This window comes from Methylophaga sp., from assembly GCF_048266885.1.
In the GTDB taxonomy this organism is placed as follows: Bacteria; Pseudomonadota; Gammaproteobacteria; order Nitrosococcales; family Methylophagaceae; genus Methylophaga.
In genome coordinates this window covers 17,705-34,978 of record NZ_JBLWYR010000025.1, presented here as the reverse complement: position 1 = coordinate 34,978, position 17,274 = coordinate 17,705, and the positions used below count along the sequence as shown (strand labels likewise).

19 protein-coding genes are annotated in these 17,274 nt (G+C 43.9%); 4 read left to right on the top strand and 15 right to left on the bottom strand.

Annotated elements, in window-relative coordinates; translation table 11 throughout:
* From ACN0V2_RS11825 to ACN0V2_RS11815, 3 genes are all read right to left on the bottom strand, one after another.
* Window positions 1–1,440, bottom strand: a 1,440-nt coding sequence (locus tag ACN0V2_RS11825) for a TonB-dependent receptor (RefSeq protein ID WP_417551026.1), incomplete at its 3' end; no start/stop codon positions are given.
* 14 nt (window positions 1,441–1,454) lie between these two features.
* Entirely contained in the window at window positions 1,455–2,015 is a 561-nt protein-coding gene (locus ACN0V2_RS11820; protein WP_417551025.1) for a hypothetical protein, read from the bottom strand.
* Window positions 1,972–2,727: a hypothetical protein gene (locus ACN0V2_RS11815; protein ID WP_417551024.1), complete on the bottom strand. Its 756-nt coding sequence runs from the start codon at window positions 2,725–2,727 to the stop codon at window positions 1,972–1,974. Before ACN0V2_RS11815 ends, ACN0V2_RS11820 begins: the two co-directional genes overlap by 44 nt.
* Before the next feature lie 139 nt (window positions 2,728–2,866).
* On the opposite strand from ACN0V2_RS11815, the gene ACN0V2_RS11810 reads away from it, so the two are divergent.
* Entirely contained in the window at window positions 2,867–3,781 is a 915-nt protein-coding gene (locus tag ACN0V2_RS11810) for a cation diffusion facilitator family transporter (protein ID WP_417551023.1), read from the top strand.
* A gap of 90 nt (window positions 3,782–3,871) precedes the next feature.
* Window positions 3,872–4,420 carry a cold shock domain-containing protein gene (locus ACN0V2_RS11805; RefSeq protein WP_417551022.1) on the top strand — a complete coding sequence of 183 codons (549 nt, stop codon included), beginning with the start codon at window positions 3,872–3,874 and terminating at the stop codon, window positions 4,418–4,420.
* Here the strand turns inward: ACN0V2_RS11805 and fucP are convergent.
* From fucP to ACN0V2_RS11790, 3 genes are all read right to left on the bottom strand, one after another.
* Window positions 4,417–5,694 (bottom strand): L-fucose:H+ symporter permease, encoded by a 1,278-nt coding sequence (fucP, locus tag ACN0V2_RS11800; RefSeq protein WP_417551021.1) that lies wholly within the window; start codon window positions 5,692–5,694, stop codon window positions 4,417–4,419. The two genes, ACN0V2_RS11805 and fucP, sit on opposite strands and share 4 nt — an antisense overlap.
* 77 nt (window positions 5,695–5,771) lie before the next feature.
* Window positions 5,772–6,227: a thioesterase domain-containing protein gene (locus ACN0V2_RS11795; protein ID WP_417551020.1), complete on the bottom strand. Its 456-nt coding sequence runs from the start codon at window positions 6,225–6,227 to the stop codon at window positions 5,772–5,774.
* A 9-nt stretch (window positions 6,228–6,236) separates the two neighbouring features.
* Complete coding sequence (locus ACN0V2_RS11790) at window positions 6,237–6,935, bottom strand: glutamine amidotransferase-related protein (RefSeq protein ID WP_417551019.1); 699 nt, start codon at window positions 6,933–6,935, stop codon at window positions 6,237–6,239.
* Window positions 6,936–7,372: 437 nt separating this feature from the next.
* Here ACN0V2_RS11790 and ACN0V2_RS11785 point away from each other — a divergent pair, with 437 nt between their 5' ends.
* Window positions 7,373–7,522, top strand: a complete 150-nt coding sequence (locus ACN0V2_RS11785; RefSeq protein WP_014707945.1) for a DUF3096 domain-containing protein — start codon at window positions 7,373–7,375, stop codon at window positions 7,520–7,522.
* Between the two features lie 73 nt (window positions 7,523–7,595).
* Here the strand turns inward: ACN0V2_RS11785 and ACN0V2_RS11780 are convergent, their stop codons facing one another.
* The 4 genes from ACN0V2_RS11780 to ACN0V2_RS11765 all read right to left on the bottom strand — a co-directional run bounded on the left by ACN0V2_RS11780 (window position 7,596) and on the right by ACN0V2_RS11765 (window position 9,502).
* A complete protein-coding gene (locus ACN0V2_RS11780; RefSeq protein ID WP_417551018.1) occupies window positions 7,596–7,706 on the bottom strand; it encodes a YHYH domain-containing protein in 111 nt (36 codons plus the stop codon).
* A 381-nt stretch (window positions 7,707–8,087) separates the two neighbouring features.
* A complete protein-coding gene (locus ACN0V2_RS11775) occupies window positions 8,088–8,618 on the bottom strand; it encodes a hypothetical protein (RefSeq protein WP_417551017.1) in 531 nt (176 codons plus the stop codon).
* An 88-nt stretch (window positions 8,619–8,706) separates the two neighbouring features.
* Window positions 8,707–9,030, bottom strand: coding sequence for a hypothetical protein (locus ACN0V2_RS11770; RefSeq protein WP_417551016.1), 324 nt, complete (start codon window positions 9,028–9,030; stop codon window positions 8,707–8,709).
* A gap of 79 nt (window positions 9,031–9,109) precedes the next feature.
* The gene (locus ACN0V2_RS11765) at window positions 9,110–9,502 is read right to left on the bottom strand and encodes a gamma-glutamylcyclotransferase family protein (protein ID WP_417551015.1); all 393 of its coding nucleotides are present in this window, start codon (window positions 9,500–9,502) and stop codon (window positions 9,110–9,112) included.
* A gap of 66 nt (window positions 9,503–9,568) precedes the next feature.
* On the opposite strand from ACN0V2_RS11765, the gene gluQRS reads away from it, so the two are divergent.
* A complete protein-coding gene (gene gluQRS / locus ACN0V2_RS11760) occupies window positions 9,569–10,501 on the top strand; it encodes a tRNA glutamyl-Q(34) synthetase GluQRS (RefSeq protein WP_417551014.1) in 933 nt (310 codons plus the stop codon).
* Here gluQRS and ACN0V2_RS11755 read toward each other — a convergent pair.
* The 5 genes from ACN0V2_RS11755 to ACN0V2_RS11735 all read right to left on the bottom strand — a co-directional run bounded on the left by ACN0V2_RS11755 (window position 10,465) and on the right by ACN0V2_RS11735 (window position 17,129).
* Window positions 10,465–10,734 (bottom strand): hypothetical protein, encoded by a 270-nt coding sequence (locus ACN0V2_RS11755; protein WP_417551013.1) that lies wholly within the window; start codon window positions 10,732–10,734, stop codon window positions 10,465–10,467. The two genes, gluQRS and ACN0V2_RS11755, sit on opposite strands and share 37 nt — an antisense overlap.
* Entirely contained in the window at window positions 10,735–11,142 is a 408-nt protein-coding gene (locus tag ACN0V2_RS11750) for a lysozyme inhibitor LprI family protein (protein ID WP_417551012.1), read from the bottom strand.
* Between the two features lie 107 nt (window positions 11,143–11,249).
* The gene (locus tag ACN0V2_RS11745) at window positions 11,250–12,830 is read right to left on the bottom strand and encodes a GGDEF domain-containing protein (RefSeq protein WP_417551011.1); all 1,581 of its coding nucleotides are present in this window, start codon (window positions 12,828–12,830) and stop codon (window positions 11,250–11,252) included.
* Between the two features lie 204 nt (window positions 12,831–13,034).
* A complete protein-coding gene (locus ACN0V2_RS11740; protein ID WP_417551010.1) occupies window positions 13,035–15,251 on the bottom strand; it encodes a heavy metal translocating P-type ATPase in 2,217 nt (738 codons plus the stop codon).
* 72 nt (window positions 15,252–15,323) lie between these two features.
* Window positions 15,324–17,129: an SLC13 family permease gene (locus ACN0V2_RS11735; RefSeq protein ID WP_417551008.1), complete on the bottom strand. Its 1,806-nt coding sequence runs from the start codon at window positions 17,127–17,129 to the stop codon at window positions 15,324–15,326.
* Between the last annotated feature and the right edge of the window lie 145 nt (window positions 17,130–17,274).

Genomic DNA, 17,274 nt, shown 5'->3' with positions numbered 1-17,274 from the left:
GTAAATAGTTGAAATTTCTGTTAAAGGCTTGCTGAGTGAAAATTGTGCGCTATGTGTTGACTCATCGTTACTGCCCGGCTTTTCAAGTTTATGCCTTGCAACACCCACCACCGCAGTAATATCAAATACCAACGGTTGCGTTAACTCAGCAGCATAGGATTTGACTCTAATCGATTCGTCAGTGCTGGTTTGTGTGAAAGGCCGTGAAGGACACGTTTGGCTGCCACCGCCACCGCCACCGCCACCGCCACCGCCACCGCCACCGCCACCGCCAGAAATGGTGCATTCAAGTCCCGCTTCGTCATAACTTTCTTTGCGTTGATCAAAACTGAATGCCACTTTGGAACCGGTTGTCGGAAACACCCCGACTAGCTGGGCATGACTCCCACGACTTTTAGTTTGCTCCTTTCTGGCAAAGGTATTATTAGTGGAAATTGATGTGAAAGTATTATCGTCGTAACTGGCACTGTGTTCTTCAAGCTGGTTGTCAAAAAGCCATAGCCGAGTCGACCAATTATTGGATAACTGATAATCAGCACCGATCTGAACGGAATGACCACGCTGAGACTCTACCCTTTCGAACCGTGCCCGTTGGGCAAAATCGTCCACACTGTTATCGAAAACGATCGAAGGTTTTCCATATTGACCTTCAAGATAACTGGCAAACATCCCTACAGTGAGTTTTTCGGTTAGATTACGATTATAAGAAAACATCAGATTTTCTCGTCGATTATCACTATTTAATCGCTGGTCATTATCCTGGAAGTTATCTGCTGAGTTATCTAGCGGGGCATTGAAATCATTAGACAGTGAAAAGCCATCTCGGTCTCTTACCCCATAACCAAAGAAAAAATCCTGATCCGCATCACCATAACCTACTTGTCCGTTAGCCAGCCAGAAATCATCTGAACCTCGTTCAAGTTTGGAACTGGCCTGAAAGCCATTGATCGCATTGCGCGTTTTGATATCCATCACACCAGCCATGCCACCATCACCATATAAAACCGATGAACTGCCAATATTCAAATCAATTTTACTGATCGCAAAGGCCGGTATTAAACTCGGATCAAACTGACCATCAAACGTTGAATTAAAAGGGATACCATTCAACAATAGTTTGACTTGCCGGGTACGTAATCCACGTATATCCATCCTTGGTGTGCCATCGCCACCATAACGTGTGTTTACTGATGGGACTAAACGCAAGGCATCTTCCAGGCTTCTAGCGCCTAACAATTCAAGATCTTGCTGATCGATCAATACCTGTGAGCTATTAGACGGATTATCTTCCACCCTTATCTCAGCTAGTTCGTAGTTTTCATTTTCCGTTTCGACAGCCTTTATCTGAGTAGAAACAGTAATGAGCAGTGTGCTGAGCAATAATCTGGATATATTCTTTAATATATATCGATTGGCGGCATCTTGATTTGATATGCTCACAAAATCTCCTTGGATTATTTATTTTGTAGGTTAATTTTCTTCATGCCACGCCAGGCAAGAAAGCCAATTAAGCCGCCCAAGGTGCCAAACATAAAATGAGTGATAAATGGATACACTAGTCCATGTCGTAAAGAATCGGTCTCAAGTCCGGCCCAGGCTAACAAACCAATTTTGAATAAGGGCTTTAACATATGTGCCAAACCAGCAGCCAAGGGCATCAGCCATAATGTGATGGTGGTAACAGAGAGTTGTTTAAAGGCGAAATCCAAAAGCACACCCTGACTCAATACAATTATCGCTGCAGACGGATTATCACGTATAAGCAAAGCCGCTACTAAACCACCACTGCCCGCCAACGTGGCAGAATAATGATAAGGGGAAACCAGCCGGACAAAGACTAATATCGCCATTAATGTCAGGCCCTGCCGACCGGGCAGTTCGAGTCCGAAACGAAAGCTTTCATGCATTAACATCGCCAAAGCACCGGCCATAAAAATCAGTGCATGGCGAGTTTTATCTGATTGCCATATTTCAGAACTGTTTGAGATAGCTCTTTGTAGCAACTTTCCACTCATTGGGATTTTCCTCATCAGATTCAACAATCAGGGTAGCCTCTCCTCCCAGCCAGATCGCCCTAGGCCAGCTTCCCATCGCTATGAGATTCTCAGGATCGGTTAACACTTGTCCCTGTAGATCCTGAACCACTGTTATTTCAGTAATGGCCAATAGGCTCGATAGACTTAAGGTTTGATTTACATGATCACGCATACCTGGCAACCACAACAATCGCCCATCAACGCCAGAACCACATAAGCTCACAGCGGCCAAGGCGCCAATGACACCATCTTGTGTGCCAGTCAGTCCATGCAGAATCACACTTTGTTGCTGAGCAAGATCACGGGCCTGCTGCTGAGTCACTAACCGTTGTTTACAAATAAAGCCAAACTGCAGCATCGATTTCGAGAGTTGTTGTTCAGATGCGAGGCATAGTCCAACATCCGCTCCTTCAGCACTCTCGCTTAACAGATACTCAATACACAGTTTTTCAACGACTTCGATCGGCGAATTCAATTTTTCTATCACCAAACAAGCTGCACTGTTATGAGAAGTGAAAGGTACTAATGGACTCATCAGTAATTGATGTCGGGTAATAAAGCGACATTCACCTAATTGCTGATCATTAATAGCAGCACCAAGTGAACGTGCATGAAATCCAGTGCCACGACTATCAATATTGTCAGTATCATCAATACCGATATACCAGCGTTCCGGAGTTGATAACTTCATATTTGTTCCTGAATAATTATCGACGTATTCCATCATACATATCGAATCAGGTAAAGTTCATTTCAATACGAGACAGCGGTGCAATTAATGATTACCCTGGCTACCTAAAATATTATTAATAACTCATTTGGATTCTTTGATGGCTCACAATCACTCCCATCACCACGAAGTTGCTAACTATAATCGCGCTTTTGCCATTGGAATTTCGCTTAACGTGGTATTTGTCGTTATTGAAGCCAGCTATGGCATTTTGGCCGGCTCGATGGCGTTATTAGCGGATGCCGGGCATAACTTAAGCGATGTAGTGAGTTTATTACTGGCTTGGGGAGCCAGCATTCTGGCCAAAAAAGCGGCCACTGAAAAACGTACCTATGGTTTCCGTAAAGCCACAGTAATGGCGGCTTTAATCAGTTCAATCATGCTGTTTATTGCGCTAGGCGCGATTGCCTGGGAATCGATCACCAGAATGTTAAATCCGCAGCCGGTTGAAGGCATGACTGTCATCGTGGTGGCCAGTATCGGCGTGGTGATTAATACCATCACTGCGTTACTGTTTTTTAAAGGCCAAAAACAGGATTTAAATATTCGTGGAGCCTTCTTACATATGGCTGCCGATGCGGCGGTATCATTAGGGGTCGTAATCGCTGGTTTATTTATTCTGTTCAAAGGTTGGTTGTGGATTGACCCGCTAGTCAGCCTATTGATTGTGGCGATAATTTTGGTGGGTACCTGGCGCTTATTTCGCGAATCGTTCAATTATGCAATGGACGCCGTACCGGAAAATATTGATCTGCAAAAAATCCAGCAGTATCTACTGAATTTGGAACAGGTCGACTCGCTGCATGATTTACATGTCTGGCCTTTAAGCACCAGCGAAACAGCATTAACCGCGCATTTAGTGGTTAAAAACACTCCATTGGACAATACATTTTTAGCCCAACTGCAACATGATCTACATGATCATTTTGATATTGAGCATGTAACAATTCAGCTGGAATCCGTTGAGGACGCCAGTTTATGTTTGCTCGGTAATAACCACGAATGTCATCGTTAACCCATTTAACCAACGGTGACTTATCCTTCCTCACTTACAGCATCTCTGCTATGGTGCCTCGCTTAATCATTTACAGAAACTGATATCAAAATGCATGGAAAGTTAATTAAGTGGAAAGATGACAGGGGGTTTGGCTTTATTCTCTGTGAGCACAATCAACAGGAAGTTTTTGTACATATTTCCGCTTTTCCGAGCAGTAGCCCGCGCCCCAAAGTCGGTGAAATGCTTGGCTTTGAAATTGAAACCACAAACGACGGTAAAACCCGAGCCATCAATATCAGCCGTGCGGCATCATTACAAACGAAAAAATCAGCCATCAAAATCAGTAAAACACCCGGCAAAACGACCAAATCAATCAGCCTAATAATTGCTCTGATAGTAATCATTTTGATTGCTATCAGCGTTTCTCAGAAATTCACCCCAGCTCCTACTGCCGCATCAACTGAGCAGGTTATCCCAAGCAACATTCAAGCAATGCCAGAAGTGACTACTTCACAATTTAGTTGTGATGGCAGAACCCATTGCAGTGAAATGACATCTTGCGCAGAAGCGAAATTTTTTCTTAAAAACTGTCCTAACACCAAAATGGATGGCAATAATGATAGTGTTCCCTGCGAACAGCAACACTGTGGTTTTTAACACGCTCTTTTAGAACGCACATCAAAATAGCCATAGGCAGCGACCACCAGGAAACAGACAGCGGGCACAATAAAGGAAATCGCTGTGTTAAACGCGTCAATTAAAGCTCCCTGAAACAAAGGCATAATCGCGCCACCAAGAATCGCCATCACCAGCCCGGCCGCACCAAACTTGGTATCTTCGCCCAAACCTTTTAATGCCACACCGTAGATGGTTGGAAACATCAGTGATAAACAGGCAGATATCGAAACGATTGCCCAAACCCCGGAAATAGTAGGGCTCAGCATTGCAAACAAACATAAGGCACTGCCCATTAAGGCCAGTAGTGTCATCAAAACGGTTGGTCGGATATAGCCCATTAGCCAAGTCATCGCAAAGCGGGACACTAAAAACACCAGCAAACTATATTGCAGATAAATACTGGCAACGGCAGCAGATCCACCCATCGCCTGCTGCACATACTGAATGGTGAAGGTCCAGACGCAGACTTGTGCCGCGACATTAAAAAATTGAGCGATGACGCCATATCGGTAATGCGTATTGGCCATCAACCGTTTAACTATCTGAGCAAAATGCAATTCACTGATGCTCGACACCACCGCTTCACGTGGTTTTGGTACTTTTGAAAATAAAATCATCAGCCAAATCAGCAATAAGGCCACTGCCATGCTGACATATGGCAACATCACAGCTTTGAGCTCGGCCGCTTGTACCAGCTTTAATTCTTCGACCGTCATTAATGCCCGATCAGCGGCTTCGGCAATATGTAAATTCGGCAGAATCAATGTGGCAGCGAGAAATACACCCAGATTTGTGCCAAGTGGGTTAAAGGCTTGTGCCAAATTCAGTCTGCGTGTGGCATTCTCAATTGGCCCCATTGCCATCACAAAGGGATTGGCCGAGGTTTCCAGAATCGACAGCCCTGCTGCCAGAATAAATAATGCGGCGAGAAAATAGTGATACTCCATCGCCAAGCTGGCAGGATAAAAGGCTAGCGCACCTACTACAGCCAAACCTAAACCGCATAACACGCCAGTTTTATAGGAATATCGACGGTTGATAAAAGCAGCGGGTATTGCCAGACAAAAATAGGCTCCGTAATAGGCAAACTGTACCAAGGCTGACTGCAACGAACTCATTGCAAAGATTTTGCTGAACACTTTGACTAATGGATCCGTCATATTAGCGGCCACGCCCCAAGCAGCAAAACAAATGATCAATAAAATAAATACCAGCCGCATTTCTGGATAGACAAATGGCTGCTTGTCAGACATGGTTCGGGCTCCTTGCATCGTTGCTTTCCCGAGTTTATCAGTAATTTAGCTGACTATCGTCTGAGCAAGTGGATAATTTACTGATCGCCGTATAGCGCAACATATTCCCCTGAAAACTTACCTGCTAGCAGTTGACCTGAATACAAAACTGCTGCCACGCGAATACGGGCTTTTCCTTTACGACGTAGCATTGTAAGGAACCTTGCCCAATCATCTTCATCTACTAGCGCAGCCGTTGCCGTAAAGTCTTCGGTCATAGGCTTGAGATAATCCGTTTCATTTCGCTGAATCACCAGTTGGGAAGCAATCCCCTCTTGTGCCAAACGGGTATGTAATAACGACCAGGCTGACAGAATTGCCAATGTGGATGCACTGCCACCAAACACCGTTTCCTGATGGTTAATATTGGGAGCCAACGGCGCCTGCAGGGTTAACGATTTTGCACTAAGGCTCTGCACGGTTACTTGCATAGCAGCCGACAAAGGAATGTGTTTATGTAGATAACGTTCGAGTTGATGATGTGTCATATCCATTAGTCACCACTATCGTTGCTGTGCATTATGCATATAATCCAGTACTGAATTCATCAGCTGATTGATATTCTGATATTTTTGCAGATCGGCAGTCAGTATTTCAGCCTCAGATTGTACATAAGGTGCGGGCACCAATTCATCGGCACAATTCTTAACTATGGCTTGAGCAGAGGCCGGTGTTGTTTCCAGATGAAATTGCAGTCCAATCACCGAGTTTCCCAATTGAAAAGCCTGGTTTACACAACCATAACTTTCCGCGATCCGTTGTACACCCTCAGGTAAATCAAAGGTTTCACCATGCCAGTGAAATACGCTGACTATTTCGGGGAATTGGAAGCTCGAAGAACTTTCTCCAACTACAGCCTTAATCGGCCACCAACCGATTTCTTTCTCGTTATTTGCATAGACTTTTGCCCCCATTGCACTGGCGATCAATTGTGCGCCTAAACAGATCCCCAATACGGGTTTACCGGTCGCTATAAATTGTCGAATAAACTGCTTTTCTGCAGCTAACCAAGGAAACTGAGATTCATCGTTCACACTCATTGGCCCGCCCATCACTACCAGATAATCAACAGCATCAATATCAGGTAAAGCGACGTACTGATAAAACGCTGTCGAACTGATTTGATAGCCTTTGTGACTGAGCCAGGCTTCAATACTGCCAAGGCCTTCAAAAGGAACATGCTGAAAATAATGGGCTTGCATTGGGATCCTGAATATATTGATTGACCGAACGCTTTATCCGTCAAAGTAGAACAGTTTAATTAGCTTTCTTTGTGAGCAAGCATTCCGACATAATTTCTTTTTTTATATCAAAATGTTAGGGTGTAATTATCCTTATTTGAGATGGAGGATAACATCATGCTGAAAAACAGTGCTTCACTCAGCCGATTTAAAGTAATTTTACCCTTTCTCGGCTTATTATTAATAGCATGTGCACCTGAGCCGGAAGTCGATAATGTAGCGAAAATAAATCAGCCTGTTTGCTCAAGCGAAAGCCATTTGTGTTTACAAAAGCCGACGACATAGCAACACTGCTTTGAATGAGTGGATGGCTCATCGTTTGAGGTGTCGTCAAATGGGATATTCATGGCATACTGACCTTGCAACACACAAAAACAACATCATAGCGAGGAATAAAGATGACTATTGCACTGACTCCACTGATTTCATTAATCGCCGGTATTTTAATACTGGTCGTGCCAAGATTACTCAACTATATCGTGGCTATTTACCTGATTATTATCGGCTTGGTTGGCATCTTCGGTGGTAATCTGAACATTACTCCCTGAGCAAAACATGGGAATTAAATTAACGGCGGGATAACTTAGTTACCCGCCGTTTTTTTATCGGGTTGAGCGGATTTTAATGGCAATGGGAAGTGCCGGCTTTGGTGTCTTTATGACAACCATTTTTATCGGTCAGTCCCGAATGTGCATAGCTAAGGCTTGAGCCTAGGGCTTGTTTATCTTTCATATCCACCACTGCTGGAGGCTATTTTTTCGCCCAACAAGGCGGAAATGACGCAATGTAGCCTTTCTACATAAGTTATTTCCAACACAGATGGGTGAAAAAAGAGTCCCAGCCCTGCGGGTTGTGGCTGAAAATGCTCCACTCTGCGTTGCTCGTTGTTTATTTAGAACAACTAAACTGCACTCCTCGCGCCTTGATTGGTGCATTTTCAGTCACAACAGAGGCGGATATGAAAGATAAACAAGCCCTGGTGTCATTAACAAAATAAACAGAACTGTCAGTTTTTTCATCGACCTATCCCTTGGACTTTAAGAGAGTTGTTCTTGAACGTATCGATGATCTGTTCTACTCGCATTCTTAGCTGATTGCCAGTAACGATGGTCACTATTTCAACGAAATTTTTCGAGTGTTTGCTAGCTCGATTAATTGTTCAAGCGGATCGGATAGGGATTTAACACCTTCGGCAATATCGTCTTCACTGTAACCAAGTTCACGCATCAAGCCGATCTGGTTTTGCAGTAATTTTTGCATAGCGGCAACCTCTTTAAGCTGATGCATTTTTTTATCATGACGATTTTGTTCAGTAAGCTGCTGTTTTTCCAATCGATTTTGATAAGAAATATCTTTCCACAAATCACGCAATTGCTGAATGATTTTATCCAAGCCCAATAGATTAAAGTCGCCGGGAGAATGAATTTCAATAGATTTGATACTCAGACGATGAGATTCACTGACTGAGGATAACGAGCCAGAAAAGGCACTTTTGAGATTTCGGCTTTGGCCTTTAGTTTTTATCTTATCCAGCACATACAGACGGTTATACAGAATATTAAGCTGATGAAAGAAACGGTAAAAATCCTCTACCGTCCAGTCTTCGCTGGCGCTAAAGCCTATCGGGCTAATGTTCTCTGACAAACCCGCTCTCCTTAGTCGAATTTTTTCAGTAATGAAACTCTATCACGATCCAAACAGAATGTTTTATCAAGGCTGACCAGCAAACGACTCAATCCTCTTTACGACTGATAACTTCACCTTCGATGATATTGGTCTCATGGCGAGATTGTTGGGAGTGGCGTTGCGAAAATTGCTGTCGTTGATACCCTGCATCTTGGGCTTTACGCATTTGTTTACGTGCTCGGTACAGCATCAATGGAATTAAAATCCAGCTCAGTAATACCACAAAGACCAGCAGTGTCAGGCTGAGCATCATCACCAGCCCCAGCAGAATCCAGGCAAAAATTCGTTGCAAGAAACCGGCTGATTGCAGCTGTCGAAATTGTTGTTGCCAGTTTTGGGCTTGCTGGCGAAAAGCATCAGATCGAAACATAAACCCTCTTTTTTCAAGCACTTTAGGTGCTGATTTGAACGGAAAAGCTGAAAGAAATAGTATTAAGAAGCTCATTAAGTTAGGGATTGAGAAAGTCACCTGAGGCTATAAGTTTCAACCCGCTTGTCGATTGGTTATAGAGATATACCCATGCTGACACCTTTATTCCATTGCTTAGCGTCACCGTTTGTTGCTGACGGACATATTCATGTGGCTCGGCAAAACTGGAAGAGCATTCTTCGTAATCATCAAGCTCAGCAAATAGGCTTTGGTGATTATGGATACGATAAACTTCTCCAACAACCTGTTGCAGTGGATCATCACTGGGTATCACACCCGGATAGTCCGCGATTTGATATAAACACCCTTGCAATGTTCCGCTATCTAGATAGTCACAGAATGAGTGCAACAAATCATGTCGAGCAGTATTTTTACGCAAGGTACCGTATACAAAAAGATAATCTTCAGTCATAAATTTGAGCTGTGAAATTTGTTTATTGCTTGGTACATTCTACGTGTTGAATTATCGCAACTAAATATGAATTCAGACTTAACATCTTCTCATTATTATGGACGCTTTGCCCCGTCACCCACCGGCCCTTTACATTTTGGCTCTTTGGTCGCTGCAACAGCCAGCTATCTTGATGCACGAGCCAATCAGGGACAATGGCTAGTCAGAATGGAAGATCTTGATAAACCCCGCGAGGTGGCTGGCGCGGCACAGGATATTCTCGACACCCTGAGAAGCTTTGGATTTCAATGGGATAGTGAAATAGTGTATCAAAGTCAGCGCGACGAAATTTACCGGCAATTCCTCACGCAATTAATATCCAAAAACCTCGCCTACCCTTGTGCTTGCACACGTAAAACCATTCAAGCGCTGGCACGAATGGGCATTGATGGTCCGGTTTATCCGGGTTTTTGTCGTGAGGGTTTGCCAGCAAATAAACGGCCACGTACCTGGCGACTTCGGGTCATGGATAACAGCGTTGAATTTGAGGATCGGGTTCAAGGTAGGCAAAGCCAAGTGCTCAGCCAGCAAGTCGGTGATTTTGTTCTGAAACGTGCGGATGGCTTATTTGCCTATCAACTGGCGGTGGTGGTTGATGATGCGCTGCAAGGTGTCACTCATATTGTACGTGGAGCGGATCTACTTGATTCCACCCCTCGACAAATTTATCTAAAACAACAGTTAGGTTTGAGCATACCGACATATGCTCATATCCCTGTGGCGACCAATTTACATGGGGAAAAACTGAGTAAACAAACCCGTGCACAGCCCGTCAAGCTAAGAGATAGCGGTGTTGTTCTGTGTCGAGTATTACGCTTTCTTGGCATGCAGCCACCAGCAGATCTGGCATATGGCTCCCTTACTGAATTATGGGGCTGGGCCATTCACAATTGGCAAATACAACAAGTACCCAAAATGCGTCGTCAGATCACATTGATTCCAGCCCAAAATGAACTATAAACGGCTGACTGTTTGAGTTTCACTGCCGTATATATGGGCGATTTCCAAATCCAGTCTGCTGCCATTGAGATAACATGAAACATCGGGTTTACGAGGCAGGTTATGCTAGATATGCCGCATGGGCGACCAAATTGCTTTTCATAGAGACGCATAAATAGCTTTGCCGCTTCATGCTCTAAATGAATTTTATCTTGGATACTGCTGTTCACAAGGCTAAATTCAAGTTCGCTCATTCATTCGTCAATTTGCGGTTCAGGTAATAGAGGTGGGGTGCGATCCATATACGTCAGATAACTGTGCCAGATTTGATGGGTACGTAGTTGGGTCATGCGAATAGAGCAGCTAAGGCCCATAATGCTACGTATCGTGCCGTCACTCCAGATGTTATAAATTGAGCTACATTGATCCAGCCGATATACCAACCAACTTTGCTGCGCTTTTTCGATAGATTCAATCACCGATTCGTTATCGACATAACGAGCCCTGGCTTCAGCAAGGTAATGTTGTAACTCAACCTCTTTTTGCTCCAACTGCTCCGACATACATAATCCTATTTCATAGGTATTATCAGCTTCAGAGCAATCATTTCCAGCTAATAAGGGAGCTGACAGGCATAACAGAACAAAACCAACGATTTTCATAGTCACTCCCTAGAGCCTTGTTTTTATAAAGGATTAAAGTTGCTATTTTTTATTTTAAGTCGATGTAGCTTGTAGAAATGATCATGTTTAGCGGTAAAACTATAAAGCTAATGTTCAGCTTGAAAGTCTTCGATTACACAAACATTACGGCCTTGTTTTTTGGCTCTAAATAATGCCTGATCAGCACGCTTAAACACCTTTTCAGTATTGTCGCCTGTATGAAAAGTAGCAACACCCGCGGATACGGTTATGGGAACTGGATTACCATCATATAAAAAACGTGCTTTACTAATTTCATCCCGAATTTTATCTGCAAGCACCATGGTTTCCGGCAATGCTGTCCCGGGGAAAATTCCCACAAACTCTTCTCCACCAAAACGAGCAACAAAATCAATTTCCCGAGTTGATGTTGAAAGTATTTCAGCGATTTTAGTGAGAATTTTGTCTCCGGCCAAATGCCCCAAACCATCATTAATTTGTTTAAAGTTATCAATATCCCAGACCACTATGCTCAGTGGGTTTTGGTATCGTTGCCAGCGAATATATTCGGCTTCTAATGCATCCATTAACGCTTGGCGATTGCTGATCCCGGTTAACGGATCCTTTCGCACCATTTCATGTGCTTTACGAATACCATCTTGCAAAGATTTGGTTTCAACTTCCAATTCTTGCATTCGATCGGTCAGTTTTTTTATTTCTAACTGCGATTGATAATAGCGACTCTGATCTGCGTTTCGATATTCATCTACAGCACCACATAATGCCGTTAAACGTTCACGAATAAACGCCTTTAACTCGCGAGGTTCACTGGTAACATCAATCTGCTTACGGATGTCATCCAAACCAGCATCTACCCGATCGCCGATCATTTGCCGTTGGTTGAAAGCTTCTTCATCATCTTTAACCGTCAGCCTCAACAGACCATCAAGTTCATTAATTCGATCACTTAATGTCGCGAGAAACGCTCGATATTCAAGCTGTTGCAGCTGGGCCTGAGCACCTAGCGAATTAATTAAATGCGTCAACGCATCGATGACGAGTGGTAAATGCTTTTTATTTGGCTTTTCTTGGAGTTGCTGTCGAATAACACTCACTTGCTCATTGAACATATCGGGCAATTGCAAATTATCAAGCAAATTACATAAAAGCAGCGATATTTCACTATTCAGCTTGGTTATGCCCAATTTGTGTAACAAGCCTGGCTTAGGCTTTTCCATCACCGATGAAACTGGTGCATCAGCAATCATGTTTTCCAATAAGCTCACAAAATCGGGTAATAACTTACGCGCTTGTTGATTGGAAGCATCTTTCAATTGGATAAGTAAATTATCCACATTGGGCTGACAAGTGGCGGGAATGGTTAACGATAACAAAAGATGTCTTAGTAACTCTGAGGCTTCTGATGCCTCTGGACCTTGAGGATTTTGATCTATCGTGTTAATGCATTGCTGGATTTTTTCCAGAATAACACCCATATGCTGGATGTCTTTTTTGTTACGTAATTCTCGCCGAAGCGAGTCAAGTTGTAAGTCTAATGCGGGATCAATACCTTTTGAAACTAACGCTAAGCGACCAAGGCTGCGTTCCAAAAGTTGTGTGTATATTTGTTGGTTCTCATCACGGGCAAGCAGATCAAGATATTTCTGCTTCCATTGCTCGACTTTGGTTCCCGGTTCTTCTGCCGCCATTGGTCCGACCTTTTTTGAGGCATATTGGTCATACTTTCATCAGGGATATTACAACAGCTTTAAAGGGATCTGCACCCAAAACTTACGATATTGGGAGACAAAACGAATCGTTGGATAAAATAATATGCGTAATAAAACGATCGTTCATCATCTAAAAAACCATAAATCAATATAAAAACAATGTTTTATATTCTCATTGTGATTTTAGTCAACATGCTTAACTCGCTGCAACCGAAGGGCATTTAACACAACAGAGATAGAGCTAAATGCCATTGCTGCGCCTGCCAGCCAGGGAGCTAACAAGCCCGCTGCAGCAATTGGGATGCCTAAAGAGTTGTAGCCAAATGCCCAAAATAGGTTCTGCCGAATATTACGCACAGTCAGATGACTTAACTGAATGGCGGTATTAACGGCATTTAAATCAACTCTCATTAACGCGATATCTGCTGTTTCAATCGCAACATCTGTTCCACTGCCCATCGCAATACCTACATCGGCTTCTGCCATCGCCGGAGCATCATTAATGCCATCGCCCACCATCGCCACTATCTGTCCTTGTTGACGTAATTCGCGAATTTTATCGGCTTTGTTTTCTGGTAATACTTCGGCAATCACCTTATCGATACCTAGCTCAAGGGCAATGGCGTCAGCAGTTATTTGATTATCTCCAGTCAACATAATGACTTGTAGGCCACGCTGTTTTAACTTTTTAACCGCTGATTTTGCTGTGTCACGTAATGTATCGGCAACGGCAATTAAGCCAACCACCTGTTGATCCACTGCGATCAGCATGGCAGTTTTACCTTGTTTTTCCAGTTGCTGTTGCTTTAGCTGCCAGTCACTAATATCTATATCGTGATCCAACATCAGTTTTTTGGTTCCAAGGAGGATCTGGGAATGCTTGCCGTTTAATGCAACCTCCCCCTTCACCCCATGACCACTCAGCGCAGTGAAATTTTCAACCAACACTTTTTGAGAATTTTGGCCTTTTAATCCCTCGACTATAGCTTGTGCCAGAGGGTGTTCAGACTTGCTTTCAATAGCACTGACAATACCTGCGATAACAGCTTTATCATAGGGTTCAGCCACAACGAAATCGGTTAATGCTGGTTTACCTTGGGTAAGCGTCCCAGTTTTATCAAATACAATGGTGGTCAATGATTGGGTTAACTCCAAAGTATCGGCTTGTTTAAACAAAATTCCCGATTCCGCCGCACGACCAGACCCAGCCATAATAGACGTTGGAGTTGCCAATCCTAATGCACAGGGACAGGCAATCACTAAAACGGCGACCATAGTTTCAATTGCTCTACCGACATCGCCTGGGGTAAAAAATAACCACCAAAGCATAAACGTAATGAGTGCAATAGCCACGACGATTGGGACAAAAATCCCAGAAACCTTATCTGCCAAGCGCTGAATGGGAGCTTTAGAACCTTGAGCTTGTTCAACAACCCGAACAATTCTTGCCAGCGCAGCCTCTTCACCCAAATGTGTTGCCCGCACCCGTAAAAAACCATTTTGATTAAAGGTCGCACCGACGACTTTATCATTTACGCTTTTTTCCACCGGCATGCTTTCGCCAGTCAACATAGACTCATCAACTGCCGATTGCCCTTCGATTATCACGCCATCTACCGGGATTTGTTGGCCGGGTTTTATTTGGACAATATCGCCCTGCTGCAACTCTTTTACCGAAACCAATTGTGTCTGGCCATCAGTAGATTCACGAAGTGCTTGTTGGGGTTGCAGCTTTAATAGTTTCTGAATGGCTTCTGAGGTATGTCCTTTAGCGCGGGCCTCAAACCATTTACCTAACAAGATTAAGGTAATCAGTACTGCGCTGGTTTCAAAATACAAACCATCATGTGCTGCCATCGCGCCCAATCTGAAAGTAAGCCATACACTGTAAAAATAGGCTGCTGAGGTACCCAGTGCCACGAGCACATCCATATTCGCACTAAGATTTTTTAAGGCGTAATAACTGCCACGATAAAACTGCCAGCCAATAATAAATTGCACCGGCGTGGCTAAAGCCATCTGCACCCAGGCATTCATTAAAAGGTTCGGCATGTGGAGATTACTGGTCCAGCTAAAATGCCCAACCATGCTGTAAAGCAATGGCAATGACAATATGGCCGCAGCGATAAACTTATAAAATTGCTGTTGTTGCAAATGCTGTTGATCATCAGTTTGCGGGTGTTCAATATCGATCAACTGAGCAGCGTAGCCAGCTTGTTCAACTACTTTTATCAGGCTATCGGCATCCAAACTCTCACCACGAATAGTGGCTTTCTCATTGGCATAATTGACCTGTGCAGATTTCACAGCTGCGTTTTTTTTCAAGGCTTTTTCTATGGTATTGGCACAAGCGGCACAGCGCATACCACTGAGTTGCAATTGAACAATTTGCTGAGCCATTTACATTCCTGTTTGCATATAATTCGTGAAGCAATACTCTTTAAGATTGGGTCAGCAAACGTGATTACAAGTTTATAACGGCCATACCCACAATATGACGGGCAAAGCAGTCAATATGACCAAAATAGATAAAGGCAAACCCAGTTTCCAGTAATCATTAAAGCTATAACCACCCGGCTCCATCACCAACGTATTTGATTGATGGGCAATCGGTGTGAGAAACGCACATGAAGCGCCGATGGCCACTGCCATCAATAATGGATCAGCTGAAACCCCCATACCACTAGCAACACTCAATGCTATCGGTGCAGCCAATATTGCTGCAGCAGCATTATTGATAATATTCGACAGCAACATGGTGGCCACCATCAGAATGACCAATGTCATGGCAGGTGGCGTCGACTCGGACATATTAAGCAGCAAATTGGCAATTAATTCCGAACCACCTGTGGTTTCCAAAGCTTGCCCAACTGGCAACATCGCGGCTAATAGCACAATGACCGGTAAATCCAAGCTCTTGTATAACTTTGAAACAGGTAATAAACCAGCAAAGAACATGGCTACCACGCCAGTGACCATCGCCGTTGCAGTCGACACAGCATCAAACATAATCAACAGAATCACAGCGACAAAGATCAAAGAGGCGATAGCCACCTTTCTAGGTTGTCCCAAACGCAAACCCCGTGATGCCAAGGGCAAACATCCCAGTTCCACCATCACTGATTTGAGCACATCTTCACTGCCTTGCATCAATAAAATATCACCCGCGACAAAGCGGATTTTATGCAGCCGTTGTTTCAGCTGATGACCTCGACGTGCCACCGCAAGAATATTAACGCCATAGCGTTGGCGGATCGATAAACTGCTTAAGGTACTTCCTACCAGAATTGAATCATGAGCCAGGATGGCCTCAGCTACTTCCAAATCTTGCTTTTTTTCAGAGGAGGAAGAAGCTTTATCTTCTTCGGCTTGTTCAGCCGTCTTATCCCCCACCAATTTCAAGCCCGTCACATCCGTCAGTGCTTTTAAACTATCTGAGTCGGCTTCTATCAATAACACATCATCCTGATGCAATACTTTATACATGGAAGGCGTATTAAAGCGCTCTTCATGTCGAAGCAGTGCTACCACCGTGACATCGGCCTCATCCTCTACCGCAGCGACCAAATCCATCAGGCTGCGTCCAGCATATTCACATTCTTCTGGTACGGTTACCTCGGTGAGATAGCTGCTAATTTCAAATAACTCATCATCACCTTGAGTTGCCTGGCGTTTTGGGGTTAAAAATCGTCCAAAAAAGACCAGAAAAAGTACACCAACAACGGTAACCGCGGCTCCCACGGGGAGAAAATCAAACATACCAAATGCCGGCGCATCGGTTTGCGTGCGGTAGCTGGCTAAAATGATATTTGGAGGCGTGCCAATCAATGTCAGGCAACCACCGAGTAATGAACCAAAAGCCAGTGGCATTAAAAACATTGATGGTGAATGTCCACTTTGACGTGACATCCAGATCGCTACGGGCATTAATAATGCCAGTGCTCCAACGTTATTCATAAACCCGGAGCACACCGCTACCGTCACCGTCAGCGCAGCCATTTGCATGGTTGGATGATTGCCAACCCGGGTGAGTTGTCGGGCAATCGCATCAACTACACCGGCATTCACCAACGCTTGCCCCAGAATCAACACTGCAGCAACGGTGACTACTGCTGGATGACCAAGTCCCGAAAACACCTTATCGGCGGGAATCAAGCCAGTTAAAGCAACGGTTAATAAAGCTAAAACAGCGACGATGTCATAACGCAATTTGTCCCAGATAAATAAACCTAGCGTTGCCGCAAGTACAGCAAAAATAATAATCTGGTCAGTAGTCATAACATCCCTTTTGGCTAGCAATATAGCAATTTGTTTGAAGTGGAGCTTTAGCCAAGATTAATCTGTAAATAAAGCTTTATCGGCTGAACATGCTGGTCGGCTTCTGCTAGACTCAATGGGATATTTCATCATTGAATCTGAACCA